Annotated in this window: 26 protein-coding genes; 16 read left to right on the forward strand and 10 right to left on the reverse strand. The window is 64.0% G+C overall.

Translation table 11 applies throughout. The annotated features are described in order from the left end of the window. The first annotated feature begins 23 nt into the window (after nt 1–23). The 5 genes from IB272_RS07675 (at nt 24) to IB272_RS07695 (ending at nt 5,950) form a co-directional block, all read left to right on the forward strand. The gene (locus IB272_RS07675) at nt 24–662 is read left to right on the forward strand and encodes a glutathione S-transferase family protein (protein ID WP_112977164.1); all 639 of its coding nucleotides are present in this window, start codon (nt 24–26) and stop codon (nt 660–662) included. A gap of 156 nt (nt 663–818) precedes the next feature. Beyond that, nucleotides 819–1,157, forward strand: coding sequence for a hypothetical protein (locus IB272_RS07680; RefSeq protein WP_060516099.1), 339 nt, complete (start codon nt 819–821; stop codon nt 1,155–1,157). A 407-nt stretch (nt 1,158–1,564) separates the two neighbouring features. Next, the gene (locus tag IB272_RS07685) at nt 1,565–3,049 is read left to right on the forward strand and encodes a nucleobase:cation symporter-2 family protein (protein WP_060516100.1); all 1,485 of its coding nucleotides are present in this window, start codon (nt 1,565–1,567) and stop codon (nt 3,047–3,049) included. Between the two features lie 244 nt (nt 3,050–3,293). Beyond that, complete coding sequence (locus IB272_RS07690) at nt 3,294–3,899, forward strand: nucleoside deaminase (protein WP_034793244.1); 606 nt, start codon at nt 3,294–3,296, stop codon at nt 3,897–3,899. 146 nt (nt 3,900–4,045) lie between these two features. After that, a complete protein-coding gene (locus IB272_RS07695) occupies nt 4,046–5,950 on the forward strand; it encodes an adenylate/guanylate cyclase domain-containing protein (protein ID WP_192444271.1) in 1,905 nt (634 codons plus the stop codon). A gap of 42 nt (nt 5,951–5,992) precedes the next feature. On the opposite strand, the gene IB272_RS07700 is transcribed toward IB272_RS07695, so the two are convergent. Further along, nucleotides 5,993–6,589, reverse strand: coding sequence for a TetR/AcrR family transcriptional regulator (locus tag IB272_RS07700; RefSeq protein WP_192444272.1), 597 nt, complete (start codon nt 6,587–6,589; stop codon nt 5,993–5,995). Nucleotides 6,590–6,759: 170 nt separating this feature from the next. On the opposite strand from IB272_RS07700, the gene IB272_RS07705 reads away from it, so the two are divergent. Next, complete coding sequence (locus IB272_RS07705) at nt 6,760–7,182, forward strand: RidA family protein (RefSeq protein WP_060516102.1); 423 nt, start codon at nt 6,760–6,762, stop codon at nt 7,180–7,182. Between the two features lie 91 nt (nt 7,183–7,273). Then, nucleotides 7,274–7,927, forward strand: coding sequence for a hypothetical protein (locus IB272_RS07710; RefSeq protein WP_192444273.1), 654 nt, complete (start codon nt 7,274–7,276; stop codon nt 7,925–7,927). 66 nt (nt 7,928–7,993) lie between these two features. Here IB272_RS07710 and IB272_RS07715 read toward each other — a convergent pair whose 3' ends face one another. Continuing rightward, a complete protein-coding gene (locus IB272_RS07715) occupies nt 7,994–8,851 on the reverse strand; it encodes a sigma-70 family RNA polymerase sigma factor (RefSeq protein ID WP_060583273.1) in 858 nt (285 codons plus the stop codon). Next, the gene (locus IB272_RS07720; RefSeq protein WP_034793267.1) at nt 8,851–9,321 is read right to left on the reverse strand and encodes a carboxymuconolactone decarboxylase family protein; all 471 of its coding nucleotides are present in this window, start codon (nt 9,319–9,321) and stop codon (nt 8,851–8,853) included. The genes IB272_RS07715 and IB272_RS07720 overlap by 1 nt, the downstream gene beginning before the upstream one ends. 233 nt (nt 9,322–9,554) lie before the next feature. On the opposite strand from IB272_RS07720, the gene IB272_RS07725 reads away from it, so the two are divergent. The 4 genes from IB272_RS07725 (at nt 9,555) to IB272_RS07740 (ending at nt 14,442) form a co-directional block, all read left to right on the forward strand. After that, complete coding sequence (locus IB272_RS07725) at nt 9,555–10,481, forward strand: peptidoglycan-binding domain-containing protein (protein ID WP_134887851.1); 927 nt, start codon at nt 9,555–9,557, stop codon at nt 10,479–10,481. 171 nt (nt 10,482–10,652) lie between these two features. Then, on the forward strand, nt 10,653–11,633 hold the full coding sequence (locus IB272_RS07730) for an ABC transporter substrate-binding protein (RefSeq protein WP_192444274.1): 981 nt from the start codon (nt 10,653–10,655) through the stop codon (nt 11,631–11,633). Between the two features lie 74 nt (nt 11,634–11,707). Then, the gene (locus IB272_RS07735; protein WP_192444364.1) at nt 11,708–13,414 is read left to right on the forward strand and encodes an iron ABC transporter permease; all 1,707 of its coding nucleotides are present in this window, start codon (nt 11,708–11,710) and stop codon (nt 13,412–13,414) included. Beyond that, nucleotides 13,402–14,442 carry an ABC transporter ATP-binding protein gene (locus IB272_RS07740; protein ID WP_192444275.1) on the forward strand — a complete coding sequence of 347 codons (1,041 nt, stop codon included), beginning with the start codon at nt 13,402–13,404 and terminating at the stop codon, nt 14,440–14,442. The genes IB272_RS07735 and IB272_RS07740 overlap by 13 nt, the downstream gene beginning before the upstream one ends. 12 nt (nt 14,443–14,454) lie before the next feature. On the opposite strand, the gene IB272_RS07745 is transcribed toward IB272_RS07740, so the two are convergent. Next, entirely contained in the window at nt 14,455–14,751 is a 297-nt protein-coding gene (locus tag IB272_RS07745; RefSeq protein ID WP_063891143.1) for a hypothetical protein, read from the reverse strand. Nucleotides 14,752–14,902: 151 nt separating this feature from the next. On the opposite strand from IB272_RS07745, the gene IB272_RS07750 reads away from it, so the two are divergent. The 4 genes from IB272_RS07750 (at nt 14,903) to IB272_RS07765 (ending at nt 18,860) form a co-directional block, all read left to right on the forward strand. Beyond that, on the forward strand, nt 14,903–15,700 hold the full coding sequence (locus tag IB272_RS07750) for an aminoglycoside phosphotransferase family protein (RefSeq protein ID WP_192444276.1): 798 nt from the start codon (nt 14,903–14,905) through the stop codon (nt 15,698–15,700). Nucleotides 15,701–15,867: 167 nt separating this feature from the next. Continuing rightward, nucleotides 15,868–16,476 (forward strand): glutathione S-transferase family protein, encoded by a 609-nt coding sequence (locus IB272_RS07755; RefSeq protein WP_034793282.1) that lies wholly within the window; start codon nt 15,868–15,870, stop codon nt 16,474–16,476. Between the two features lie 460 nt (nt 16,477–16,936). Next, nucleotides 16,937–17,977, forward strand: coding sequence for a cell division protein FtsZ (gene ftsZ / locus IB272_RS07760; RefSeq protein WP_034793296.1), 1,041 nt, complete (start codon nt 16,937–16,939; stop codon nt 17,975–17,977). Nucleotides 17,978–18,059: 82 nt separating this feature from the next. After that, on the forward strand, nt 18,060–18,860 hold the full coding sequence (locus IB272_RS07765) for a nucleotidyltransferase domain-containing protein (protein WP_348646778.1): 801 nt from the start codon (nt 18,060–18,062) through the stop codon (nt 18,858–18,860). Nucleotides 18,861–19,038: 178 nt separating this feature from the next. Here IB272_RS07765 and IB272_RS07770 read toward each other — a convergent pair whose 3' ends face one another. The 5 genes from IB272_RS07770 to IB272_RS07780 all read right to left on the reverse strand — a co-directional run bounded on the left by IB272_RS07770 (nt 19,039) and on the right by IB272_RS07780 (nt 24,070). Beyond that, a complete protein-coding gene (locus tag IB272_RS07770; protein WP_192444277.1) occupies nt 19,039–19,431 on the reverse strand; it encodes a hypothetical protein in 393 nt (130 codons plus the stop codon). Nucleotides 19,432–19,912: 481 nt separating this feature from the next. Then, nucleotides 19,913–20,035 (reverse strand): hypothetical protein, encoded by a 123-nt coding sequence (locus tag IB272_RS35330; protein ID WP_255380501.1) that lies wholly within the window; start codon nt 20,033–20,035, stop codon nt 19,913–19,915. Between the two features lie 416 nt (nt 20,036–20,451). Then, nucleotides 20,452–20,583 carry a hypothetical protein gene (locus IB272_RS35335; RefSeq protein WP_255380500.1) on the reverse strand — a complete coding sequence of 44 codons (132 nt, stop codon included), beginning with the start codon at nt 20,581–20,583 and terminating at the stop codon, nt 20,452–20,454. A gap of 176 nt (nt 20,584–20,759) precedes the next feature. Further along, complete coding sequence (locus tag IB272_RS07775; protein ID WP_192444278.1) at nt 20,760–23,057, reverse strand: mechanosensitive ion channel family protein; 2,298 nt, start codon at nt 23,055–23,057, stop codon at nt 20,760–20,762. 239 nt (nt 23,058–23,296) lie between these two features. Beyond that, on the reverse strand, nt 23,297–24,070 hold the full coding sequence (locus tag IB272_RS07780) for an SDR family oxidoreductase (protein ID WP_192444279.1): 774 nt from the start codon (nt 24,068–24,070) through the stop codon (nt 23,297–23,299). Nucleotides 24,071–24,367: 297 nt separating this feature from the next. Between IB272_RS07780 and IB272_RS07785 the strand changes: the two genes are divergently transcribed. Next, entirely contained in the window at nt 24,368–25,270 is a 903-nt protein-coding gene (locus tag IB272_RS07785) for a LysR family transcriptional regulator (RefSeq protein ID WP_192444280.1), read from the forward strand. A 38-nt stretch (nt 25,271–25,308) separates the two neighbouring features. Here the strand turns inward: IB272_RS07785 and IB272_RS07790 are convergent, their stop codons facing one another. Continuing rightward, nucleotides 25,309–25,725, reverse strand: coding sequence for a hypothetical protein (locus IB272_RS07790; protein WP_246810320.1), 417 nt, complete (start codon nt 25,723–25,725; stop codon nt 25,309–25,311). Nucleotides 25,726–25,886 lie beyond the last annotated feature (161 nt).

Below are 25,886 nucleotides of genomic sequence, written 5' to 3' on the forward strand. Positions count from 1 at the left end.
GTGCACACGGAGGACCAAGCCGCATGAAGCTCTATTTCAGCCGCAACCCCAATCCGCGCCTGGCGGTCGCCACGGCCCGATTTCTGAAGGCAGAGGTCGCGTTCGAATATGCCGAGCCGCTGGCGCCGGGGCAGGCGGACCGCTATCGGCCGCTCAATCCCAACCTGCTTTTGCCGATCCTGGAGCGTCCCGGCCGGGCGCTGTGGGAGGCGGATGCGATCGCCTGCTTTCTCTCTCGCCAGGTCGGCTCCAACCTCTGGCGAAGGGATGACGACGAGCCGGAGATGATCCGCTGGATCAGCTGGGGCAAGGAGAACTTCGTGAAGGCCTGTGACATGGTGCATTGGGAGCGCGGCACCAAGCTGCGCTACGGCATCGGCACTTGTGACGAGGCCATGGTGGAGGAGGGGATGAAGGCGTTCCACAAGGCGGCCCGGCTGCTCGATGCCGAACTCTCCGCTCACGCCTGGCTGGTCGGCGAGGCGGTCTCCTACGCCGATTTTCGCATGGCGACATTCCTGCCCTACAATGATGTGGCAAGGCTGCCGCTCGCGGACTATCCGGCACTTGCGCGCTGGGCCGGGCAGCTCGAGGCGGTCGACGCCTGGCGCGATCCGTTCCGCGGGCTTGATGCGCCCGCGTTGCCTCCGATATCAGGCTGAGCGGCGGCCTTTGCCTGCCGTCGAGCGGCGACGGCCGGTGGTTGTCGCCGCGCATTCGCAGGTTGCGTGATTGTTCTCGCCATCCATTTTCTCCTCTGCTAATACAGTCGCGCTAGCATGCGAACAGCCTCTTCTTGCTCAGAAGGAATTCGTCCGATGCGTTTCACAGTCGCAATCGCAGCAGCAGCATTGATGTCCCTTCCGACAGCAACCCTTGCCAAATCGCCGGCCGATATCGCCGATCTCGTCGGCGCACGCGCGCCTGGCGCCGAGAGCGAGATGCAGTCCAGGGGCTATGTCGACGTCGGCGGCAACAATACCTGGTGGAATGCCGGCACCAAGACCTGCGTCCGGGTGCATGTTTCCCAGGGACACTACTCGGCGATCTCGCAGATCAAGCCCTCGGCTTGCGGCCAAGGGAGCGGCAAGAGCACGCCATGCCCGCCGGATCTGTCGCAGGCCGATCTCTACAAGCATCCGGGCTGCAGCCTCTAGGGGCCGTCGCGTCCAACTGGTGCTGGGCTGGAACTTTCGCAGTGAAGGCAACGGTGACACGGGCGGTGAACGCCGGCGGCCGCCTCGGCTTCATTGTGCCCCTTCGATCGGCGGGGAAAGCGGTACGAGAGCGCCGCGACCATTGCGCAATGCGATGATCTCTGCTCTCCTTTGAATGGCCTATCGGTGGAGCAGATTGCCCCTGGCGATCGGATTTTGCGGTTGAAAGCGTCGGAAACCGCTTAAAAAAGGCCGATTGCGGCAGATATTCCCGCCCCAACCATTCCCGCCCAAAACCCGAAAGGTGTTTCGCCTTTTTTAGGAAAGCGAGATTTGCCTACCTTCAGTACCCTTTTGGTTGTCCCGCTGGAGACGGGACATATCGCGAAGGTATGGAGGAGATACCCTTGGCAAGCATTTCAGAGGACACTACGCATACCCAGAATCCGGCGCAAAATCCGGAAGACGAACGGCTGAGCATTGGTGCCAATCTGGCCTATGGCCTGCAGCACGTCTTGACCATGTATGGCGGCATCGTCGCCGTTCCGCTGATCCTCGGCCAGGCGGCGGGCTTGAATTCCAGCGATGTCGGCCTGCTCGTCACCGCCTCGCTTTTCGCCGGTGGCCTCGCCACCATCCTGCAGACGATCGGCGTGCCGTTCTTCGGCAGCCGCCTGCCGCTGGTGCAGGGCGTCTCGTTCTCGGGTGTCGCCACGATGATCGCCATTTCCGGCAATGGCGGCATTCCGGCGATCCTTGGCGCGGTCATCGCGGCTTCATTGATCGGCCTTCTGATCACGCCGGTGTTTTCGCGCATCACCCGCTTCTTCCCGCCGCTCGTCACCGGCATCGTCATTACCACCATCGGCCTGACGCTGATGCCGGTTGCGGCATTCTGGGCGATGGGCGGCAACAAGGCGGCGCCGGACTTCGGCAGTACCGCCAATATCCAGCTTGCGGCGGTCACGCTCATCATCGTGCTGCTCTTGAGCAAACTCGGCAACGCTTCGATCTCCAGGCTTTCGATCCTGCTGTCGATCGTTATCGGTACCGGCATTGCCTATGTCGCCGGCATGACCGATTTCTCGCAAGTTGCAAACGGCCCGGTCTTCGCATTGCCGAGGATCTTCCATTTCGGCTATCCGACCTTCGAACTTGCGGCTGTTATCTCGATGCTGATCGTCATCATGGTGACGCTGGTCGAGACCTCGGCCGACATTCTCGCCGTCGGTGAGATCGTCGAAACCAAGGTGGATTCGCGCCGGCTTGGTGACGGCCTTCGTGCCGACATGCTGTCGAGCATTCTCGCGCCGGTCGTCGGCTCCTTCACCCAGAGCGCCTTTGCCCAGAATGTCGGCCTCGTGGCGGTGACGGGCGTGAAGAGCCGTTACGTGGTGGCAACGGGCGGCCTGTTCCTGGTAACGCTCGGCCTCTTGCCGATCATGGGTCGCGTCGTCGCCTCGGTGCCGACCTCGGTGCTTGGTGGCGCCGGCATCGTGCTCTTCGGCACGGTTGCGGCAAGCGGCATCCGCACGCTGTCCAAGGTCGAGTACAACAACAACATGAACCTGGTGATCGTCGCGACCTCGATCGGCTTCGGCATGATCCCGATTGCGGCCCCCGGCTTCTACGAGCATTTCCCGGCCTGGGTCGCCACGATCTTCCATTCGGGCATCTCGTCGGCGGCCGTCATGGCGATCCTGCTCAACCTCCTGTTCAATCACTTCACCGCAGGCAATTCCGACCAGCAGTCGGTCTTCGTGGCTGCAACCGAACGCACGATCCGCTACCAGGACATCGCAAGGCTGCACGACGGCGACTACTTCCTCAACGGCAAGCTCTACGATGCCAAGGGCACCGAGGTGCCGCTGATTGCGGCGGAGGCGCACTGAACCGGCAAGCTCCCTGAAATGATGCAATCCCAGACTGCTTTCCCTGGGGTTGCTTTGAATTACGCAATCCCGGACGAAAACCGTTTCGCACTTTTCCTGGGATTGTTTTGAGACACGCAACTCCGGACGAAAAACCGCTTCGCACTTTTTCTGGAGTTGCTTGTGAAACCCGCCATTCCGGGCAGGAAACCGCTTCCTGTTTTTCCTGGCGTTGATTGAAAAACCCAACGAAAGGACATTGGGAATGACACGTGAGACCGACAATTACGCGCTGCTCGATGCGCTGCTTCACACGATGGAGAAGGGCATCATTCCGGCCACGGAAGCGGGCGTTGCCGCCGGCAACAAGATCTTCGGCGCGGCGCTGATGCGCAAATCCGATCTTTCGACCGTGCTTGTCGAAACCAACAACGAGACGGAAAACCCGCTCTGGCACGGCGAAGTGCACACGCTGAAGCGGTTCTACGAGATCGAGGGCGAGAAGCGGCCGGACAGCCGCGACCTCATCTTCCTCTCGACGCATGAGCCGTGCTCGATGTGCCTTTCGGCGATCACCTGGGCGGGTTTCGATAATTTCTTCTACTTCTTCAGCCACGAGGATTCCCGCGACAGTTTCTCCATTCCGCATGACCTGAAGATCCTGAAGGAGGTCTTCACGCTGGAGCCGGGCGGCTACAACCGCACCAATGCCTTCTGGAAGGGCCAGTCGATCCACGCGCTGATCGACGCTCTGCCCGAGCCGCAACGCCAGGAACTCAAGGCCCGCGCCGAGGCGATCCGGGCGAAATACGACGATCTCTCCTCCGTCTATCAGGACAGCAAGGACGGCAACGCCATTCCGCTGAACTGACGCTCGAAAAGCCGTCACCTGTACCGGGCCGTTTCATTCTCTCATCAGAGATTGAAATGGCCTATTTCTTTGAAAGAATATGCATTCCTCCTCGCCAGGGCAGGTGCTAGGGTCGCCTCCATACAGTCGCGTTTCGGGGGAATTGCGTGAACTGGTCCAGGCCTCTCAGGGTGCATCTCAGCGTGCTCGTCGTGGCGCTGCTCATCTTAACGGCGACGCCGATCATCTGGATGGCGTTCAGCCAGGGGCGGCAGGCGGCGATCCTTGCCGGCGAAAAGCACATGCGCGAGATGAGCCTGAGGCTGATCGAGAGCTACAGGAATGCGCTCGAGGGCGGCCACGAGGCGGTCGCGCTTGCGTCCACCGTGCCGCAGCTGGCCGTCGCGCCGCCGGGCGACCTGCAGCCGAAGGAGCAGTTCTTCCTGGAGGTGCTCAGAAGCGTTTCCAACGCGACGAGCGTCTATGCCGGCTATCCTGATGGATCCTACCTGCAGGTGATCAACACGGGGCGGGACTATGTTCGCCAAAGTCTGGCGGCACCGGCAGGCACCGCCTTTGCCGTTCGGTTGCTTGCGCATGCCAAGGACGCGGGCACCGTCTCGACCCTTCGGTTCCTCGACGCTGCGGCGCAGACGATCGGGGAGCGTCCGTTCGAGCGCACCAATTTCGACCCGCGGCAGAGCCCCTGGTATCAGACGGCGTTGCGAGCCGGCGGTCCGGTTTCCGTCGGGCCCTATGTCACGGGAACGCTGAAGGTTCCGACGCTGGCGCTCGCCGTTCCGCTGAAGGGCAAGGAGGGGATCGTGGTCGGCACCAACATCCACCTTCAGACCATCAGCCGCCTTCTCGATGCGCGCGAGATCTCACCGCGGGCCCGGTCCTATGTCATCGGCAGCGACAACAACCTCGTCGCCCATTCCGATCCCGCGGTCATGAGCACAATCCTCGGCGCCTGGTCGGGTGGTGGCGGCGCCGGCATGCGCAGCCTGGATCCCAGCCTCGACGTCGTCGCCGGGCTGCGCAAGGATCCCGCCTATGCGGGCGGTGGTCTTGCCGAAGCCGATTTTGCCGGCGAGCGCTATCTGGTCCAGATGGCACCCGTCAGCGTATCCGGCCTCTTCAAGGGCAGCTCGGTCGCGATCGTCGTGCCGCTGCAGGATCTGGTGGTGCAGGCAAACCGGCTCCTGGTGCGCAACCTCATGATTGCCGCAGCCGTGCTGGTGGCCGGCGTGGTCGGCTCGCTCATGTTGTCACGCGTGATCAGCCGCAAGCTCTATCACCTCGCCGACGAGGCGCGGCGGATCGGTGACCTGAACTTTGCCGGCACGGACGCCCCGCATTCCTGGATCACCGAGATCAATACGCTTGGCGGCGCGCTTTCCGCCAGCCGGCGCGCTATCGTCCAGTTTGCGCTCTATGTTCCGCGCGAGGTGGTGCGCCGGATCATCGACCCCGAAGGCGGGGCGGCGGTCCGGGGCAGGCGGCAGGAGGTGACGGCGCTTTTCACCGACGTGCGCGACTTCACCACCATCTCCGAACAGCATTCGCCGGAGGAAGTCGTCGATATTCTCTCGGCCTATTTCGAGATGCTGAACACGGTGGCCGAGCAGTACCACGGGACCGTGATCCAGTATCTGGGCGACAGCATCTTCGTCATCTGGAACGCGCCGGTTGCCGATCCGCAGCACATCGAGAATGGCTGTCATTGCGCGCTGGCGATGAAGGCGGCGGTCGATCGCCTGAACGAGACCAACCGCAAAGGCGGCCGGCCGGAGCTGTTCACGCGCTTTGGCGTGCATACGGGGCCGGCGGTCGTCGGCAGCTTCGGCGCGATCGCGCGGCAGCAATACACGGCCATGGGCGACACGATCAACGTCGCCTCGCGGCTCGAGGGGCTGAACAAGGAGTTCAACACGTCGATCCTGGTGAGCGGGGCGGTGCAGTCTGCGGTTGCCGACCTCTTCGACTTCCGCGCGATGGGGATGGTGCACGTGAAGGGGCGCTCGGGAGGCATCGACCTCTGGGAGCTGGTGGGCGCGAACGCCCGTTAGTCCTTGCCGCCGCGACGACCATTCAACGGCATGCGCGGCGGATCAGCGCTCCGCCAGCAGGCCGGTGGCCATGGCGCGGAAGGCCTCGATCGCCTTCGGCAAGACCGCTTTCGGCTCGTCGCTGGCGGCGACCCAGAGGGCAGCGTTGAGGGCGGCACCGCTCAAGAGCCGCGCGGCCGCTTCCGGATCGACCGGCTTCAGCACGCCCTTGTCCAGCAGTTGCTCTACCGATCGCTTCGTCGCCAGCAGGCAACTGTTCTGGCTCGGCCATTTCGAGGGGTCGCCGAGCACGGCCGGGCCATCGAGCAGAACGATGCGCTGGACTTCGGGATCGAGCGCCATCTCGATATAGGCCGCCCCTTCGGCAAGCATCGCCTGCCAGTGGTCACCGGCTGCCGCATCTGCCCCGATCGCCTTGGCGCGGGCGGCCATCTCGCCGTCGATCTGCGTTACGACCGCGGCCAGGAGCCCGCGCTTGTCGCCGAAATTGTGATAGAGCGCGCCGCGCGTCAGCCCGACATCGGCGGTCAACTCATCCATCGAGGCCGCCGCATAGCCCTTTTCGGCAAAGGCCTTTCGGCCGGCCGAAATCAGCTTCGCGCGGTTTTCCTCCATCGTTTCCTGGCGGCTTCTGGCCATCATTGACCTCAAATTCAGATACGGCGCGTATATGGATTTGACATACGCGTCGTATTTCGCTATTTCAGATACGTTCCGTATATCAAATGAAGCGGGTTTTGTGAAGTTCTGCCTGAAACGGCAGCGCGCGCCCGTTTGCGCGTCCTCAATTTACGAGAAGGATCAGACCGATGACCAAACGCAACGCAATCTTTCCGGCAAATCGTCATGCGCTCTACGAGGCGCACGGCTACTCCGCGGCCATCCGGTCGCAGGACCTGCTGTTCGTCTCGGGGCAGGTGGGGAGCCGTGAGGATGGCACCCCGGAGCCGGATTTCGAACGCCAGGTCGAACGCGCCTTCGACAATCTCGAAGCGACGCTCGCGGCAGCCGGCTGCAGCTTCGACGACATCGTCGATGTGACGACCTTCCACACCGACCCCGAACACCAGTTCGAGACGATCATGGCCGTCAAGAACCGGATCTTCAGCGAAAAGCCCTATCCCAACTGGACCGCCATCGGCGTCAACTGGCTCGCCGGTTTCGATTTCGAGATCAAGGTGATCGCGCGGATTCCTGTGAGCGCGGGTGCCGGGGCCGAGCAAGCGGCCTGATTTTTGGTTCTGGAGCAGCGTGGCGTCGCATTCCATGTGGCGACCACCTGCCTTACGAAGTTGGCCCACCAGCCATATCGGCAGAAAGGGTTTGCTGCTGGTTGTTGACCTTGAAGTCACAACCCTTGGCGTGCGAAGGAACGATGGAACCCTCTCGAAAAATGCGGTCCGGCTAATGGCTTTGGCGAACGAAGAGATGGTGCAGCAGAAGCTGCCAGGTACGGCCCGCTTCCTGGGCACAGTCCTGGTGACACTCGGCGCACTGCCTGTACTTGCGAAAATGGTTGGCTATCAATTTTTGCCATCGGCAGATTGGCTAGCAACGACAACCATTCCCGGAATTTTCGGGGGCGTGGCATTTGCGGCGGGAATGCTGTGGCTCACCTGCAAAAGCAAATACAGGATTCGGGGCAGTGAAATAAAGAAAGCCGCCGCGCTCCTTGGATGGCCGTTTATTGGCTACTTCTTTGGAAACAACACGGTGGTGTTCGCGGGCCCGATGATTCTTGCCATTATCGCGGGCCATCAGGTCGAACTCCCGTATACGGTGGTGGACCCGGGTCGCTACGGCACTAGCGAATGCCGTTCACCGGTCGAATTGCGAGACGTCCCGTTTCTCTTCAACAGCCTTTGCCGCGTTCCCGACGAGCTCAGGAGAGGTCTCGAACCGGGTGGGCGCATCATAGTCATTGGTCGCGGCACCAGCTTAGGCCTCTATGCAGAGGGCCTTCGGCGGGCCGATTGAGACGGCCGCCTTGAGCCGGTCGCCTTGTGCCGAAGCGCAGGAGAGCTTCGACGGGCAATACCGACCCTAGTGCAAATGCACCAGCTTGTCCGGGTTGCGCACGACGTAGATCGCCACGACCTTGCCGTTCTCGATCTCCAGCGCAGTCGTCTGCAGTTCGCCATCGGCCTCCCGGGTGACAAAGCCGGGCAGGCCGTTGATGAAGCCGGCGCGCACGAGCGTCGAGCCGTGCTTGGCAAAGAGGGCGGCCAGTTGCGCGTGCACCTTCATCACGGCGTCGAAGCCGAGGATCGGCTGCAGGGCGGCCGGGCGCTTGCCGCCACCGTCGGAATGTACGCTGACATCGGCTGCGAGCATGGAGCCGAGCGTTTTCATATCGCCGTGGCGGGAGGCGGCAAAGAAGGCGTTGGCGAGTTCCAGGCCGCGCTGCTGCTCGATCTGGAAGCGGGGGCGTTCCTCGCGCACATGGGTGCGGGCACGAGCGGCAAGCTGGCGGCAAGCGGCGGCGTCGCGCTCGATCGTTGCCGCTACCTCATCGAAGCTCTGGCCGAAGACGTCGTGCAGCAGGAAGGCGGCGCGCTCAAGCGGCGAGAGCCGTTCGAGTGCCAGCATCAGGGGCAGGGTGACGTCGTCCTCCGGCTCCTCCTCGACGACCGGATCGGGAAGCCAGGGGCCGACATAGGTCTCGCGCTTCAGCCGCGCGGATTTCAATTGGTCGAGGCAGAGCCGCGTGACGGTGCGACGCAGGAACGCCTCCGGCTCGCGCACGGATGTGCGGTCGGCCCCCATCCAGCGGATGAAGGCCTCCTGCACCATGTCCTCCGCATCGGCGACCGAGCCGAGCATGCGGTAGGCGACGCGGACGAGCTTCGGACGCAGCGGGTCGAAAACCGCCGCTGCGTCCTCATGGGCGCTTTCCGCCATCAGGCGGCAGCCTGCGCGGCGGCCTTGGCGGCGGCCGGATCGACCCAGAGGCCGAAGCCGACGGCCAGACGGTTCCAGCCGTTGATGACGTTGATCATCAGCGTGAGCTTCACCTGTTCCTCCTCGGTGAAATGGTCCTTCAGCGCCTGATAGGCCGCTTCATGGCCGTGGCCTTCCGAAAGCCGCGTCAGCGATTCTGTCCAGCCTAGCGCGGCGCGCTCGCGATCGGAATAGCAGGGCGCTTCGCGCCAGGCGGAAAGCAGGTAGATGCGCTGTTCCGTCTCGCCCTTTTCGCGGGCTTCCTGGGTGTGCATGTTGATGCAGTTGGCGCAGCCGTTGATCTGCGAGGCGCGGATTTTCACGAGTTCGATAATAGTGGCGTCAAGGCTCGCGGCAACGGCCATCGAGACACTGGTCCAGCTCTTCATCAGTTGCGGGGCAGCGGCGAAAAGGTCGATCTTGGCAGTCATGGTTCCGTTTCCTTTCGTTGGTTCCGATACCATGACGAGCGAGCGACGGCCGGTGTGACATGGCCGCGAATTTTTTTTGAAAACTCCAGTGTGGATTGTTTTGTGCGGAGCCAGCGCATGCCGCGCCGCACTAACCCGTTTGGATGACTATGCCGCATTCGGCCGATATGTGAGTGTAGCCTGGGGGATCCTTTATTGCAGGTGGTGGTGCCGAGTGCTTCGGGAGGTACTCAATGGCAGACGAATTCAATGCCGCACTCGATATTCCGTATGTCTTCGAGATCACCATTAACGACTTTGCGGCGCTGTGGCGGAAGCTGGAGAGGCGAAGCTTTGCGCTGAAGGCGCTTTTGCCTAACTGGTATGGCCAACTCCAGGGAGAATTCGCAGCAAGCTTCGGCGCGCTCGATGCCTATGTCGGCCACGGCAGTGCGGTCATTCCCCGAAACGGCATGGAAAAGGCCGCTGTCGAGGCGCTAATCGCGACAATGCTGATGGGCCGACTCGGCATGGCCATTCGCGAGCTGGCCGTCGAGGCGGGCCAGGCCGCGACCCAAGAGGGCGCTCCCATCAAGGGCCGGCTTCACTATGGCAAGGACAACCGGATTATCGGTGTGGACAACGAGTATCTGCGCCGGGTGCTCGATCCGGCCGAGGACTATCAGGCCGCCGGCTGCGTCTTCGAGGTGCTCGGCTATTCGCCGAGCAGTCCCTTTTCCATGACGTCGAGGATCGCCTCGATGATGCTGCTCTTCAACCGTGGCATGGCGCCCTTGAGCGGCCGGCCGGTCGAGTACAACGTCATCCTGAAGACGATGCACGCCTTCATCGCTGCGGAGAACCTCGGCTATGTCATGACCTTCGAGCACCGCAACACCAATGACGACCTGTCGATCTTCACCACCAACGAATTCAACAAGCTGACCATCCAGTCGGCGGAGGGCGACCTTCGCCTCATTCAGAAATACCTGAAGGCCATCGGCTTCTATTTTGGCGATGTCGACAATGCGCTCGGACCGGAGTTCGAGGTCGCTGCCCGAAATTTCGCGCGCGTCTACAGGCTGGACCACTATGCGCACTACAGTGACCGCGAGTTCCTCTACACACTGGCCAATGCCTATGTGCTCCACCGCAGCCAGATGTCGACGGGCGCGCGCTAAAGCTCATCGCGTGAAGCTCTTGTTTTTATGCACGTCGTCGCCGCAAAACCGCTGCGCACATTTGCGCGACCTGCATCGGGACCCACAGATCGCGCGTCCCCCGGTTCTGTCATACCCCTGTAAAAGGGTGGCCCTATCCCTCGGCGCCAGTTTCAACACGAGGGTGTATCCATGAAATCGTTTGTCTCCGTCCTTGCCGGCGCTGTTGTCGCAGGCCTGCTTTCGACCGCGGCCTATGCCGAGAGCCTGGTGCTCTATACCAGCCAGCCGAACGAGGATGCGCAGGCGACGGTCGACGCGTTCCAGGCCGCCAATCCCGGCATCGAGGTGGAATGGGTGCGCGAGGGCACGACCAAGATCATGGCCAAGCTGATGGCAGAGATCGAGGCCGGCAATCCGGTGGCCGACGTGCTGCTCATCGCCGACACCGTGACCATGCAGCGGCTGAAGGAAGCAGGCCATCTCGCCGACTACAAGTCGCCTGAAGCGGCAAGCTACGACGCGGCGCTCTATGATGCCGACGGCGCCTATTACTCCACCAAGATGATCACGACCGGCATCGTCTATAACACCTCCGCCGCCATGAAGCCTGAAGGCTGGCAGGATCTCAGCAAGCCGGAGGCCAAGGGCCTCGTCACCATGCCGAGCCCGCTGACCTCGGGTGCGGCTCTCATTCACGCTCAGACCCTGACCGGCATTGATGGCCTCGGCTGGGACTATTACAAGGCGCTCGCCGAGAACGGTGCTACGGCTGCCGGCGGCAATGGCGGCGTCTTGAAGGCGGTTGCGACCGGCGAGAAGGCCTATGGCATGCTCGTCGATTTCATGGCGATCCGCGAGAAGGCCAAGGGCGCGCCGGTGGAATTCGTCTTCCCGGCCGAGGGCGTGTCTGCCGTGACCGAGCCCGTCGGCATCCTGAAGACCGCCAAGAACGTCGAGGCGGCGAAGAAGTTCGTCGACTTCCTGCTGTCCGAGGAGGGCCAGAAGACGGCGGTGAAGATGGGCTATATCCCGGCCCGCAACGGCGTGGCGCTGCCTGCGGGCTATCCGGCCCGCGAGACGATCAAGGTGCTGCCGGTCAATGCGGCCGAGGCCGTGAAGAACTCCGACGCGGATCTCAAAACCTTCTCCGGCATCTTCGGTACGAACTGATCCCGGGAATGCTTGAACGCAACGATGCGCGCAGCCGGCCCCGCTGGCTGCGCCTTTCCTTTCACGGCCGGACGATGGGCGCGCCCAAGGTGCGGGCAGGGGCGAGCCCCGCCGCCGAGCCGCGCTGGCTGGTGCCCTTCGTTCTCGGCTGCCTGTTTCTCCTCTGCCTGCTGCCGCTCTTCAGCCTGGCGAAGGCCGGCTTTGCCGGGCTTATTTCGGGCCGGTCGATTGGCGTGCTCACGGAACCTGCAACCTTTGCCGCCATCCGCAACACGCTGATAACCGCGACCGGCGGCATGGTCGTCTCCGTTGTCATCGGCGCGCTCTTCGCCTTCTCGGTGGCGCTGACGGATGTGCGCGGCAAGCTTGCGCTCAGCTTTGCCTTCATGCTGCCGATGATGATCCCGCCGCAGGTGACGGCGCTTGCCTGGGTGGAGATGACCGGGCCGGCGAGCCCGCTGTTAAAGACGCTCGGGATTGCGCCGCCGCTCGGCAGCCCGCAGCCGCTCTATTCGCTGGCAGGCATTTCGCTGCTTCTCGGCGTCCAGCATGCGCCGCTGGTTTTCCTGGCGCTGAAAGCCGGGCTTTCCGCCACGCCGCGCGACGGGGTGGAGGCGGCACGGCTTGCCGGGGCCACGCCATTCCGTGTCTTTCGCGACATCGTCGCGCCGCTGTCGCTGCCGGGACTGATTGCCGGTGCGGCGATCGCCTTCGTCTCCGGCGTCGGCAATTTTGGCATTCCGGCGATCCTCGGCATTCCCGCGGGCATCGAGGTGCTGCCGACCCTGATCTATACGCGGCTCGCCAGCTTTGGCGCCGGCACCTTCGGCGAGATCGCGCTGCTCTCCAGCCTCATCGCCATGATCGCGGCTGCCGGGCTGATCCTGCAGCAGAAGGCGCTTGTCGGCAGGGATTACCGCATCATCGGCCTTTCCGGGTCGAATGCCGCCTTTTCGCTCGGCCGCTTCCGCCCGGTCGTCGAGCTGGTCCTCGTGGCGATCCTGCTTCTCGTGCTGGTCGCACCGCTCGCCGCTCTTGTCGCGAGCTCGCTGGTGCCGGCCTATGGCGTGCCGCTCAACCTTCAGACGGTGTCGCTGCGCGCTTACGAAGAAATTCTCTTCCGCCAGTCGATGACGCTGAAGGCGCTTGGCAATTCGATGTTCCTTGCAGCAACGGCCGCATTCGGCCTGCTCGCCGTCTCGGTGCCCGCGGCCTATCTCATGACGCGGCGCAAGGGGTGGCTTGCCAATACGCTCGGCATCCTCATCGAGATCCCCTATGCGCTGCCGGGCATCGTGTTGGCCGTCGCCTTCATCCTTACCTTTGCCGCACCTCTGCCGATCCTCAAGGTCTCGCTCTATGGCACCATCTGGATCATCCTGGTTGCCTACTTCTCCTCGTTCCTCGCCGTCAGCCTCAAGCCGGTGATGAGTGCTTTCCTGCAGATGGACCCATCGCTGGAAGAGGCGGCGCGTCTCGCCGGTGCTGGCTTCTTCAGGCGGATGTCCGACGTGATCCTGCCCTTGGTAGCGCCGGCCGCGGGTGCGGCGATCATCCTCGTCTTCCTGATTGCCGCCAATGAGCTGACGGTCTCGGCGCTGCTCTGGTCGGCCGGCACCCAGACGCTCGGCGTCGCCATCTTCAATCTCGACGACAGCGGCTCGTCGGACCTGGCCGCAGCCCTTTCCGTGCTCGTGGTCGTCATGGTCGTCGTGCTGATGGCCGCGCTCGAGGCTCTCGCAAACTATCTCCCGGAAGGCGTGCTGCCGTGGCGCAACTGATCCTCAATCACCTCACCAAGCATTTCGGCGGCGGCCGACCGGCGGTTTCCGATGTGTCGCTGACCGTGCGGGAAGGCGGCTTCCTGGCGCTGCTCGGGCCTTCCGGCTGCGGCAAGACGACGGTGCTGCGCATGATCGCCGGCTTCGAGCAGCCCAGCGACGGATCGATCGATTTTGGCGAAAGACGGCTTTCGGATGCTGCACGGGCGCTGCCGCCGGAGCGGCGCAACATGGCGATGGTGTTCCAGTCCTATGCGCTCTGGCCGCATATGACGGTGGCCGAAAATGTCGGCTATCCGCTGAAGGTCCGCGGCATTTCAGGCTCGGCGTGGCAAAGGAGCGTCGCCGATGCTCTGGCGCTGGTAAAGCTCACCGACTATGCCGACCGCCGGCCGGCAGCCCTTTCCGGCGGTCAGCGCCAGCGCGTGGCGCTTGCCCGCTGCCTGGTGACCTCACCGGACGTCGTGCTGCTCGACGAGCCGCTCGCCAATCTCGACCAGCACTTACGCAAGTCGATGGAGGAGACCTTCCGCATCTTCCACGAGCGCTCGGGCGCGACGATGATCTATGTCACGCACGACCAGGCGGAAGCCATGGCGCTCGCAACCGATGTCGCCGTCATGTCCGAGGGGCGGCTGATGCAGATGGCGCCGCCGGCCGAGATCTACGCAAGACCCGAAGGCGCCGTCGTCGGCGGCCTGATCGGCCGCGGCTCGGTGCTCAAGCTCGCCGTGCCGGAGGGCATGCCGCGGGCGATGGATTGGCCAACGCTGCGGTCAGCGCTTGCCGGCGTCGGCATGGAAGGCGCAGGCGATGGCGCCGTGCGCGACGTCCTCGTGCGCCCGGAACATGTGCGCCGCGACGACGAGGGGATGGCGCTTCGCGTCGTCTCCTGCGTGTTCGAGGGCGAGCGTTTTGCCCTGACCTTGGCTTTGCCGGACGGTCAGTCATTGAAGGCCTATGGCGACAGGGCGATCATGCCGGGAGACATGGCGCGCTTCGTGATGAGCCAGGGGTGGCGGCTCTAGGTCGGGTTGGCGTCAGTCGCAATCGGGTTTGTCGAGTTCGACCTCGAACTGGCGCGGGCCGACAACGCCAGGCTTTGCCGGCAGACCGACGATCCTTGCGATCACCGTGCATTTGCCGGCGACGACGGCATAACGGTCGCGGCCCTGGCTGATGACCTTGTCGATCGGGTGTTTGGGAACGGCGACGGCGACCGCGTTGATGACCGCGTTCAGTTCGCGGGCACGCTGAAAATTCGGCGCAAGGGCGGCATTGGCCTGACCAGTGGCAAGGACGAGGACGAGGCAGGCGACGGCGGATCGGGCGAACATGGCAAGCTCCTGTTTGGAAGAGGCAAGCATGATCGCCCGGCAGATTCAAGGACAGCGATCGGCCGGGCCGTCGATGGGAACGGTTCGTTGACAGGGGGTGATCCGAAGACGATCCTCGACCAGCTTCGCCTCCAGCCTCTCGAACGGTCCGATGACATCCGAAACGCCGATACAGGAAACGCCGCTTGCGGGCGGGAACGTCAATGCCGGCGTCGTGCGCGTGGGCGATACGGTGCGCCGCGCCACGCGCCCTGAGAGCGCGACCGTTCACCGGCTGCTCCTCCGTCTCGAGGCAAAGGGTTTTGCGGGATCGCCGCGGTTCCTGGGCCTCGACGGCCAGGGACGAGAGATGCTGAGCTTTGTTGAAGGCGATGCCGGTGTCTCTTCCGACATCTGGCTTTGCGAGGATGCGCTGATTGCCGCAGGGCGGCTGCTTCGCGCCTATCATGACGCGACGGCCGAATTCGACTTCGGCGCGGCGGATCGCTGGGCCTTTAGATATCCGGATCGGCGTCGATGGGAGGTCATTTGCCACAATGATTTTGCGCCGTACAATCTCGTTTTTCGGGCCGGCGAACCGGTGGGGATCATCGACTTCGATCTCGCCGGTCCCGGGCCGCGGCTGCGCGACCTTGCCTATCTCGCCTATTGGACCGTGCCGCTTTCCTTCCATTCCGATGACTTGAAGGCCGCGGCGCTGGCGGATCTCGATGATGGCAGCCGGCGGCTGAAACGGCTGTGCGCGACCTACGGTCTTGCCTTAGACGATGCGTTGCTTGGGATGGTCGCCGATGTGCTCGGGCATATGGGCGACGAGGCGGCGATGCTGGCAATGATCGGCGCGGCCGCGACCGAGCGGCTGAAACGGGACGGGCATCTCGATCACTGGCGGCGAAAGCGGGACGCCTTCGAGCGCTATAGGACGCTATTGTCCCGAAACCTTGTCTGACGACCGGCGAAGCGGCGGTACAAGCCGATAGCGTTCGCGAAAAAGAATTCTTGCCTACTGAAATAAACCATTGAGTTAAATGAAACTGGTTGTTATAAACAACCGGTGTTCCGCTTTTATGCGGTTGAGGAGGAACGGGGCGGTCGCCTCATCGACAGGAGGATAAGATGAAGCTTTATCAGGGCATGGGACCGAATTCGTATCGCGTGCGCATCTTCATGGCGGAGAAGGGGATCTCGCTGCCGATGGTGGATGTCGATTTCGCCAAGGGCGAGCACAAGGCGCCGGAGTTTCTCGCCGTCAATTCGCTCGGTCAGATCCCGGTGCTGGAACTCGACGACGGCACTGTTATCACCGAGAGCGTCGCGATCTGCCGCTATCTCGAAGAGACCACGCGCGAGCCGCAGCTCTTCGGCCATGACGCCGTCAGCCGCGCCAAGGTGGAGATGTGGAACCGGCGCGCCGAACTGGTGATCCTCGGTACCGTCGGCAATGTGGCGCTGCATTCGGACGCGTTCTTTGCCGAGCGGCTGACGCAGTTTCCGGCCTTTGCCGAGACCGAGCGGGCGGCGGTGCCGCAGAAATGGGGCTGGCTCGACGATGAGCTCTCGGATGGAAGGCCGTTCCTGGCAGGCGACGAATTCTCGATCGCCGACATCACCGCAGGGGTCACCGCCTGGCTCTGCGAGGTCTTCGGCATGGAAATCCCGGCTTCTGCAAAAAACGTCCAGCGCTGGCTCGAGCGGGTGCGTTCGCGGCCGAGTTTTGAGGCTTAAGGGATAGCCTGTGGCAGGGGCGGTTTCGCGCAGTCTTAGGGTGGCGAGATCGGCCCCTCATCCGGCCTGCCGACCACCTTCTCCCCGTTGTCGCGGGGAGAAGGAGGGACGTGGCGGCCGCTCGTTCCTTCGGCCAATGTGGCAGCCGCGTTGCCCGTCGGCAGGTCTCGACCTGGGAGCCGGCCGTCGTCCGCGTTCCCTCTCCCTGCAGGCGGGGAGAGGGTCAGGGTGAGGGGATGGCATATGCCATAGCATTGATTATTTTGTAGATTTCTCCATTGTGCCGACGAAACCCGACGGCCGAATTCTCGCCTCTGCGCCCCCGCTAAAATTCATATGTGGATAGGCGCGTCGCCCTTTTTGCTTGCCTTCTCCATGGCTTTTTTCAATTCCTAAAATACAAGCTGCCCGATTCGCCGCTGCCGGGCGCCTGCAAGGCGCTGGCTCTAGGAGACAAGCCATGACCGATTTCAAGAAGCCCACGATCACCGAAATGCGCCCGAAGATCACCGTGATCGGGGTCGGCGGCGGTGGCGGCAACGCCATCAACAACATGATCAACGAAGGGCTTCAGGGCGTCGATTTCGTGGTCGCCAACACCGACGCGCAGGCGCTCGCCATGTCGAAGTCGTCGCGCATCATCCAGCTCGGCGCCGCCGTGACCGAAGGCCTCGGCGCGGGCTCGCTGCCGGATGTCGGCCGGGCGGCGGCGGAAGAATCGATCGACGAGATCATGGATCACCTCGGCGGCACGCATATGTGCTTCGTCACCGCCGGCATGGGCGGCGGTACCGGCACGGGCGCGGCCCCAGTAATTGCGGCGGCGGCACGCAAGGCCGGCATCCTCACGGTCGGCGTCGTCACCAAGCCCTTCAGCTTCGAAGGCAAGCGCCGCATGGAAACGGCCGAGCAGGGCATCGAGCGGCTGCGCGAGGCGGCCGATACCGTCATCGTCATCCCCAACCAGAACCTCTTCCGCATCGCTGACGCCAAGACCACCTTTGCCGATGCCTTCGTGATTGCCGACCGGGTGCTCTATTCGGGCGTTGGCTGCATAACCGACCTGATCGTCAAGGAAGGCCTGATCAACCTCGACTTCGCCGACGTGAAATCTGTCATGAAGGGCATGGGCCGGGCGATGATGGGCACCGGCGAGGCGACCGGCGAGGGCCGCGCGCTGAAGGCGGCCGAAGCCGCCATCGCCAACCCGCTGCTCGACGAAGTGTCGATGCGCGGCGCCCGCGGCGTGCTGATCTCGATCTCCGGCGGCATGGACATGACGCTGTTCGAGGTGGACGAAGCCGCGACCCGCATCCGCGAAGAGGTCTATGACGAAGCCGACATCGTCGTCGGTTCGATCTTCGACCGTACGCTCGACGGTACCTTCCGCGTGTCCGTCGTTGCGACCGGCCTCGACGGCGCGCGCTCATCCGCCAACCCGGCCGGTGCCGCCGTCGGCCAGCCGGCGGCAGAACCTGCACCGACCCGCACGCTGCAATAGCATACGCATCCATCGCCTGCTTCAAGGACGCTCCCGATGTGATGACGCCATATCGGGAGGGTCCTTGCGTTTGGAGGCTCGAATGAGCGACGAGGGTGTGCCCGCCCATGAGGCGGCAAAGCACGCGCCAGCGGCACCAGGCCGTGCGGCGAGAGCGGTGATGGCGGCTGAGGCGGTGCTTGCGGAACGCTTTCCGCAGGCGATCTTTGCGATCGTCGCGGGCTCGATCCTGCGCGGCGAGGGTACGCAGACCTCGGATATCGACCTGGTGGTGCTGCACGAGGCCCTGCCGGCCGCCTGGCGGGAAAGCTTCCATTTCGACGGTTTTCCGATCGAGGCCTTCGTGCACGACTTCGAGACGCTCAACTGGTTTGTCGACCAGGATATGGCGGGCGGTTGCCCGGTGCTTGCGGACATGGTGGCGGGCGGCGTTGCTATCGGGCCTGAGCGGGCGCGTGCCGAAGCGCTTCAGGCCGGGGCGCAACAGCGCCTGGAACGAGGGCCGGCGCCGCTGACGCCTGAGATACGCGACGGACTACGCTACCAGATCACCGATCTGGTGGATGATCTGCGCGATGCACGCCCGGCCGCCGAGATCCGCGCCATTGCCGCCGAACTGACGAAGCCGCTCGCCGATCTGATGCTGCTTGGCCGCGGGCAATGGTCTGGGCGCGGCAAATGGCTGCCGCGGTTGCTCGTCCGGGCGGACGCGTCGCTTGCCGAACGCTTCGACACGGCATTGCGCCACGCGGGCGCAGGACAGGCAGCAGAGCTGATCCGGCTTGCCGAGCTGGAACTGGCGCCGCATGGCGGGCCGTTGTTTGCCGGCGACCGTCGGACGGCGCCGCCGGATGCCCGGCGTCCTAGTCTTCTCGCGCAGTGAATGCGCCGGCTTGTGGGATGGCCGCCTCCGATGCCTTGGGCGCGGATCGGGACATGATCCGTTTGCGAGAAACCGCCGGGACGCTTCAACACGAGCGCCGGCGCCCGCATGGCTGACGGCCGCCAAGTTCTGGGTTAGCCAACAGCTACGGCGAGTGCAGAGGCGAGGCCTTTGGCCTTCACTTGCTGCGCGGAGGGCGTGGCTCCCGGCGCTCAGCCTCCTCGACCACGGAGAATGGAAGCTCCTCGTACATCGAGCGGTTGAACTCGGCGAAGGTCAGCCTGCCATCGATGAACACTTTGAAGTAGCGCCGGCAGACGTCCTCCGCCATTTCCTTCCGGCTGGAATAGGGCGTTCCCTCAAGCGCATTGTCCTTCAGGTCGGGCAGGTACTCCGATACGCATGCCTCTACATATTGCCGCTGCGCGCCCGGGCGCTTGCGCAACGCGGAGATCGTCCACTCATATTTGGAATAGCTCAAATATTGCTCGGTTCGCGGCGCGAACAGGACGATGGCGATTGCGCACAGCAGAGCGACAAACATGCCGCCGGCGACGAGACGAAAGTCCATTTATTCAATCGTATAAATTGTTGCCCATGCCTATGTAAGACAACTTTAGCGGTTAGCAAGAGGCGCGCTTACGCGTCGAGTGGTTTCACGAAATGTTCCTCCCCCATTTGGGGGAGGAGGCTACGGGAAAACCACTTTCGTGCTTGGACCGTTCTCCCATCGTTCGGTGTCTATTAGAGGTTGCGAAATTGGGCGCTCCCAATTGCGCCCTCGGCCGGAGCGGGGAAGGGCGGGCAGGGCACGATCGGTGGCGGGGTTATGTCGCTGCGCCTGCGGGGCAGCTGCCAGAGACGCCTGGGATGGAAACGGTAAGGGTCGGCGGGCCGCGACCGATGTCCTTCGCGCCGACTGGACAAAGCAATCCCTGTGGTGGCGCTTCGAGTGCGAGTGCCGTCTTCAGCCAGAGATGGGGAGGATGGAGAGCTGTGGCGCCGGGCCGGAGCATCGTTCTGCTACCGGCAGCACGATCAGGGGGAGGTTCTTAAAGGGCGGCGAGCTGTTCGGCTGTTGCAACGATCTGCGTGTTGCCAAGCGAATGATCGGCATATTTGAACACCAGGATGCTCATGACTGAGGCGACAAGGGCTACCAGGATGATGCGCATGGCGTTGCTCCGACTTCCTTCTTGCCTGGCCTTGATCCTTCGTTGCGCCGGGCGGTGATCGATCCGGAAGCCCTGTGCTTTCCGGTCAAAGGCCTTCCGGCCTTTTGTTGAACCTGTTCTAGCAAATGGGCGGGGCCGACTATTGTTCCCGTGGGGACAGCGGGAAATCGGGGAGGCATGCAGCTTTTCGGTGTGCTCCAGCCCGTCCTAGGCCGGAGATTTCCCCGGGGAGCTACAGGCCGTGTTGAAGCGGTTACGCGAGAACGACGGATCGGAGTTGCGGCCGGCCACCGAGAAGTTCAACGAGCGGCTGAAGGGGCGTAGCCGCGTGAATTCGGACGCGTGAGGAGCGCTTCGCATCTCCTCGGGCTTCTGGACCTTCGATGTCGATTTGAAGAGATGGCCGCCGAACGGCTCTACAGGCCGAGGATCCAGAAGACGACGCCGAACAGCACGATGAATGCGCCGACGGCCAGCAGGAAGCGGGCCATGCCGGTGTTGGTGTCCTTCGTGCCGACGAGACAGTACCAGAGGTGATCGTTATCCATTCCTGACGCTCCATCGAAAGGCGCTGCTGCCGCGCCCGCGCGACCCACCATACACGCAAAGGTCGTCGCGGCACTTGAATGATTGCGTGTCCTCGTCGCCGGACCGAGATCGGTGGAGGACGCGTGCCGTTGGCGGACACGGCATGTCCATGCCGCTGTCGCCATCGACTGCCTGCTTATCCCTCCGCCTCCGCCGTTTCGGCCGCTGGCGGCTTTTTCGCCAGCGCCAGGTTGGCGGCGGCCGCTTCCGCCTCGGCTGCACCGGCAGCGCCGGAGCGCACGGTGACGGCGTTGGAGGCGAGGTCGAGGCCGGCTTCGCGCAGCGCCGGCAGCAGGCGCTTCATCGACTCGCGCTGCAGGATACTGGGGTTGCCGGGGCGGGCGGTGAACTTGAGGCGCACGACGAGCGAGTTTTCGGTGACGTCCTGGATGCCTTGCATCTTCAAGGGCACCAGGAATTCGCCGCCGATCTCGGGATCCTCCAGCATGGCAAGGCCGACCTTCTTGATGGTCTTGCGGATTTTCTCGGGGTCGGCATCGCGCTCGAATTTCAACTCGAACTTCACCGTGCTCCAGTCGCGGCTGAAATTGGTGACCGCCTGAAGCTGGCCATAGGGGATCGTGTGGATCTGGCCGTTCTGGTGGCGCAGCCGGAGCGAGCGCAGCGAGATGCGCTCGACCGTGCCCTTGAGCTTGCCGGTATCGACATATTCGCCGACGCGGAAGGCATCGTCGGCGATGAAGAAGATGCCGGAGACGACGTCCTTCACCAGCGTCTGCGAGCCGAAGGAAAGGGCGAGACCCAGCACGCCGAAGCCGGCGATCAGCGGCGCAATATTGATGCCGAGTGCGGAAAGGATGACGAGGCTGGTGACGGCGAAGATACCGCCGAAGATGAGGTTGCGGACGAGCGGCAGGATGGTCGAAATCCGGCTTTGCTGGTGGACCACCGTATCGTCCTCGCTGTCGCCGGGCAAAGCGAGGCGGGCGGTGGGCGCGAAGGCCTCGAAGCTCTTCCAGAGGAAACTGCAGATCACCCAGCTCGCGACCACCGCAAGGCTGATGCGCTCGAGGATGACGATCCAGCCGATGGCACCGGCCGTATCATGCTGGACGAGCACCGGGCGCCAGAGCGTGATGATCAGATGCAGGCCGATCAGCCAGATGGCGCCGGCAAGCGCCGTCTGGACGCTGCCCGAAATCGCCGCGTGCAGCGCGTGGGAGGCCGGCGTGCGCCGGCGCTCGGCGGCAGCCCCCGCCAGCGAATGGATGCCGAAGGCAAGGATCGGAAGCGCGAGCAGGATGATCTGTGTCGTGCCGCCGGCAAAGCTCCAGGCGGCGCTGTTCGGGCTGCCGGCAACGATGACGCTCATCAGCCAGAGCACGATGGCGCTTGCCGCATAGAATTCGGGCACGCCGAAGGCGATGGCGCGGCGCACCGGGCCTGGGTTTTCACCGGCAAACACCGTGCGGATATCGCCGGCGCCGGCGATGAACCAATAGAGTTTCAACAGCGTCAACAGGGTCACGCCGATCAACAGCCAGCCATCGGTTGCAGCATTCTCCAGTCCGCGCTGGTGGGCAAAGCGCAGGCTGGCGCCGAGGATGGCGCCGATCGCCCCATAGGCGGTCAGCATGTTGGCGTGGAAGCGCGGGTGGGCGATATCGAGCAGGCGGATCTCGGGCCGCGTCGGCGCAAACAGGAAGCGGGCGCCGACTGCATAGACCACGGAGGCGAGGGCGATGGTGATGAGGGCGTGGGCGAGTTCGGCAGAGGCAGTGGCCGGCGTCAGGAACAGGCGGGCAACGGCATGCGCGGCCACGGCGATGATCGCCAGATAGGCGATGTCGAAGCCAAGCCGGATCAGCGAGGCGCGCATGCGGTGGAGCAGATCGACCACTTCGAACGAGGCGCCGAACAGCCGGTGGATGAGGAGCCGGCTGGCAAAGGCGGCGGCAAGGCCGGCTGCGACGGCGAGCAGGGCCACGGCTGTTACCGAAACCACCGACCAGCCCTCGGCGCGGATGCCTGCCGCAACGTCAGCCATCACCCCGGCGATGCCGGACATACCGGCAACGCCCATCTGCAAGCCATTGACAAAACGAGCGGAAAGCGTGTCGAGCGTGTCCGGCTGATCGGGCGAGGACGTTGGTTCAGGCGTCGTGGTTGCGGGTGCAGCCTGATGCGTGGCCGCGCCCCCCGACGCGGGCGCCGGTGCCGCGACGCCAGCGCCAGCGGGCGTCGTCGTTTCGCCCGAGGCCTGCGCCGCAGCGTCGCGCCACTCGACGGTCACCGACCCGCCGGCCTTGGCGGCGGCGCGCAAGGTCTCCTCGATCTCGGCAGCACTCTGGCCGGGTGTAAGGATCACGGTGACCGGCGGAGGCGTCGTCTCGGCGAGTGCGGGCAGGGCGAGGGTCAGGACGAGAACGAGGGCCGCCAGCAGATGGCGGCAGAGGAAGTGGAAACGCAGCATGAAATTCATCCATCAAAATCGGTTGTCCGCCCTGCGGCCTTGTCCATCACATTACATAACGTTCTAAAATTCCAATCGAATTTTGTGGGGCGGGATGGGGACTGGGCCGCGCCAGGGCCGCCGCTCACCAAGGGTTGCCCTGCGCCGAAGCTGCCCCCTCACTGTCCTGCCGGACATCTCTCCCCGCCAAGCGGGGAGAGAGACACTGGGCGGGATGCTCCGGTGCCAGGTCCTCCGGCCTACTTCGTCGTGTAGCCGCCATTCACCAGGATCGTCTGGCCGGTCATCCACCAGCCGTCCGAGACGAGGAAGCGGATGTAGGGGACGATGTCCTCGATGTCGGTGAGGCCGGTCCTGGAGAAGGCCGAAAGGGCCGATGCGGTTTTGTGATAGGCGACGGCGTCGGCGCCTTCGGCCGGGTAGAAGAAGGGCGTATCCATCGGGCCGGGTCCAATCGCGGTCACGGAGATGCCGCGCGCGCCGAACTCCTTGGCGGCTGCCCGGGTGAAGTGCTCCACCGGCGCCTTGGTGCCGGCATAGGCCGCATAGAAGGGCGTGAAGGCGCCGAGCAGCGAGGTGACCAGCGTGCAGACCTTGCCGTTGTCGCTGACGTGCCTGCCGGCCTCGCGCAGGAAGAAGAATGCGGACTTCGAATTGACCGCGCTCATCTCGTCGTATTCGGCCTCGGTGATCTCGACGAAGGGCTTTTTCAGCACCTTGCCGACGGTGTTGACGGCGATGTCGATGCTGCCGAGCGCCGCCTTGGCGTCGGCAAAGAGCTTTTCGACATTGGCGGCGCTGGTGAGATCGCCGGAGAAGGCGTGGGCCGCGGCACCGGTCGCCTTGATCGCCGCCACGGTTTCATCGGCTGCCGCCTTCGTCGCCGCGCTGTTGTAATGGATCGCGACGCCACGGGCGCCGTGTGCGGCAAAATCGCGTGCGAGCAGGCCGCCGAGGTTCTTCGCGCCGCCGGCGATGAGGGCGGTTTTGCCGTTGATGCTGTGGTCTGCCATGGGTTTCTCCTGTTGTGCGCCGGATGGCGGATGCTTTCGTTCGGCGGCGGGGCTACGCATTTGCCCGAAATCGCCCCGCTCTCCAGTACGGGCCGCCTGTGCGACCGCCGCTCGTTGCGAACGTCGTGTCTCTTGCTTCATAGGGTGCGGGCCTTATCGCCGCCGACGTGAGCGGTCGGTGATGCGACCGGCATCGCGACCAGGAGAATATCGTCGGCGCTGCTGGCATAAAGTCCCCGAACGTGACATGACTTGTCAGGAATTACGAACAATGGGAGTGAGGCGTCGCGCGCCGGCATGGACAGGATCGAGCTTTTCCGCATCTTCACCCGTGTCGTCGAAAGCGCGAGTTTTACCCGCGCGGCCGACACGCTGGGCCTGCCGCGCTCCTCGGTTTCGGCGGCGGTGCAGACGCTCGAAACCCGGCTCGGCACGCGACTTCTCCATCGTACCACGCGCAAGGTTGCGCCGACGCAGGATGGGGCAGCCTTCTACGAGCGCTGCCTGCGGCTGATTTCCGATATGGACGAGGCGGAGAACCTGTTTCGCCGCGACACCTCCGGCCCGACCGGACGACTGCGGGTCGACCTGCCGAGCCGCATCGGCCGGCTGATCGTGGCGCCGGCGCTGCCGGAGTTCCTGGCGCGGTACCCCGGCATCGACATCGATCTCGGCATGACCGACCGGGCGGTGCACCTGATCGAGGAAAGCGTCGACTGCGCGCTGCGTGTCGGACCGCGCGAGGATTCGAGCCTGATTGCCCGGCCGTTCGGCGCGCTGCGTCTGATCAATGTCGCAAGCCCCGACTATCTCGAGCGCCACGGCACGCCGGAGACGCCCGACGATCTCAGCGCCCACGTCGCGGTCAACTACGCTTCACCCTCGAGCGGCCGGGTGGAGGACTGGGAATGGATGGAGAACGGCGAGGCGCGCACGGTTTCGGTTGCCGGCCGGGTCAGCGTCAACAGCGCCGAAGGCAGCATCGCCTGCTGCCTCGCCGGCCTCGGCCTCATCCAGATCCCGGCCTATGACGTGATCGATCACATCCGAGAGGGCCGGCTGGTCGAGGTGATGCCGCATCACGTCGCCGCGCCGATGCCGATGGCTTTGCTCTACCCGCACCGCCAGCATCTGTCGCGCCGGCTCAAGGTGTTTGCCGACTGGCTGGAGGGGCTGATGCGGGCGGTGATTGCGGCGTGAGGCGGCGATGCGGTTTGGGCTCGCTTTGTTGGCGCGCTCTAGCTGATCGTCTGATGACACCGCCGGCCGTTCCACGGCAGGAACTCGGATCCGCCGGCATTCCACTTGCCGTCGAATTCGGAGAAATCCGGCGTGAAGGTGACGATCAACTGGCCGTAGCCGTATTTGTCGCGCCACATGAAGCTTCGGGTGAGATCGCTGCCGTCGCCATCGTCGCCGGTTTCGGCGAGTTCACCGTCGACGGACTGGCCCTGATCGGAAAACACGTATTTGCCGACGACCGTGCCATCGGCAGCGGTTTCGAAATGCGTCTCGGCGTCCGAGAGCACGCCGGCGGAGGAAAGCTGGCCGCAATAGGTGCCCGAGGGCGCGGTGCTCGTCTCGCCTGCCATCGCCGCAGAGGCGGATGCGGCCGCAAGCAGCAGCGCGGCGGTGAAGGAAGGGCTTGCAGTCAACGCGGCACCTTTGGCGTTTCGGGATGTCGCGGTCTCTCGTGATCGCCTGGCAGCAGCGAGTCGCGACGGGTGTCGCCATGGACAGTCATTCGGGATGCAAAATCAAGATGCTCATGCGTCCAGCGCCGGCGCGGTGCTGACGCTGGCGTCGCCGAACAGGC

The sequence above is a fragment of the Ensifer sp. ENS08 genome (genome assembly GCF_014852195.1).
Classification (GTDB): Bacteria; Pseudomonadota; Alphaproteobacteria; order Rhizobiales; family Rhizobiaceae; genus Ensifer; species Ensifer adhaerens.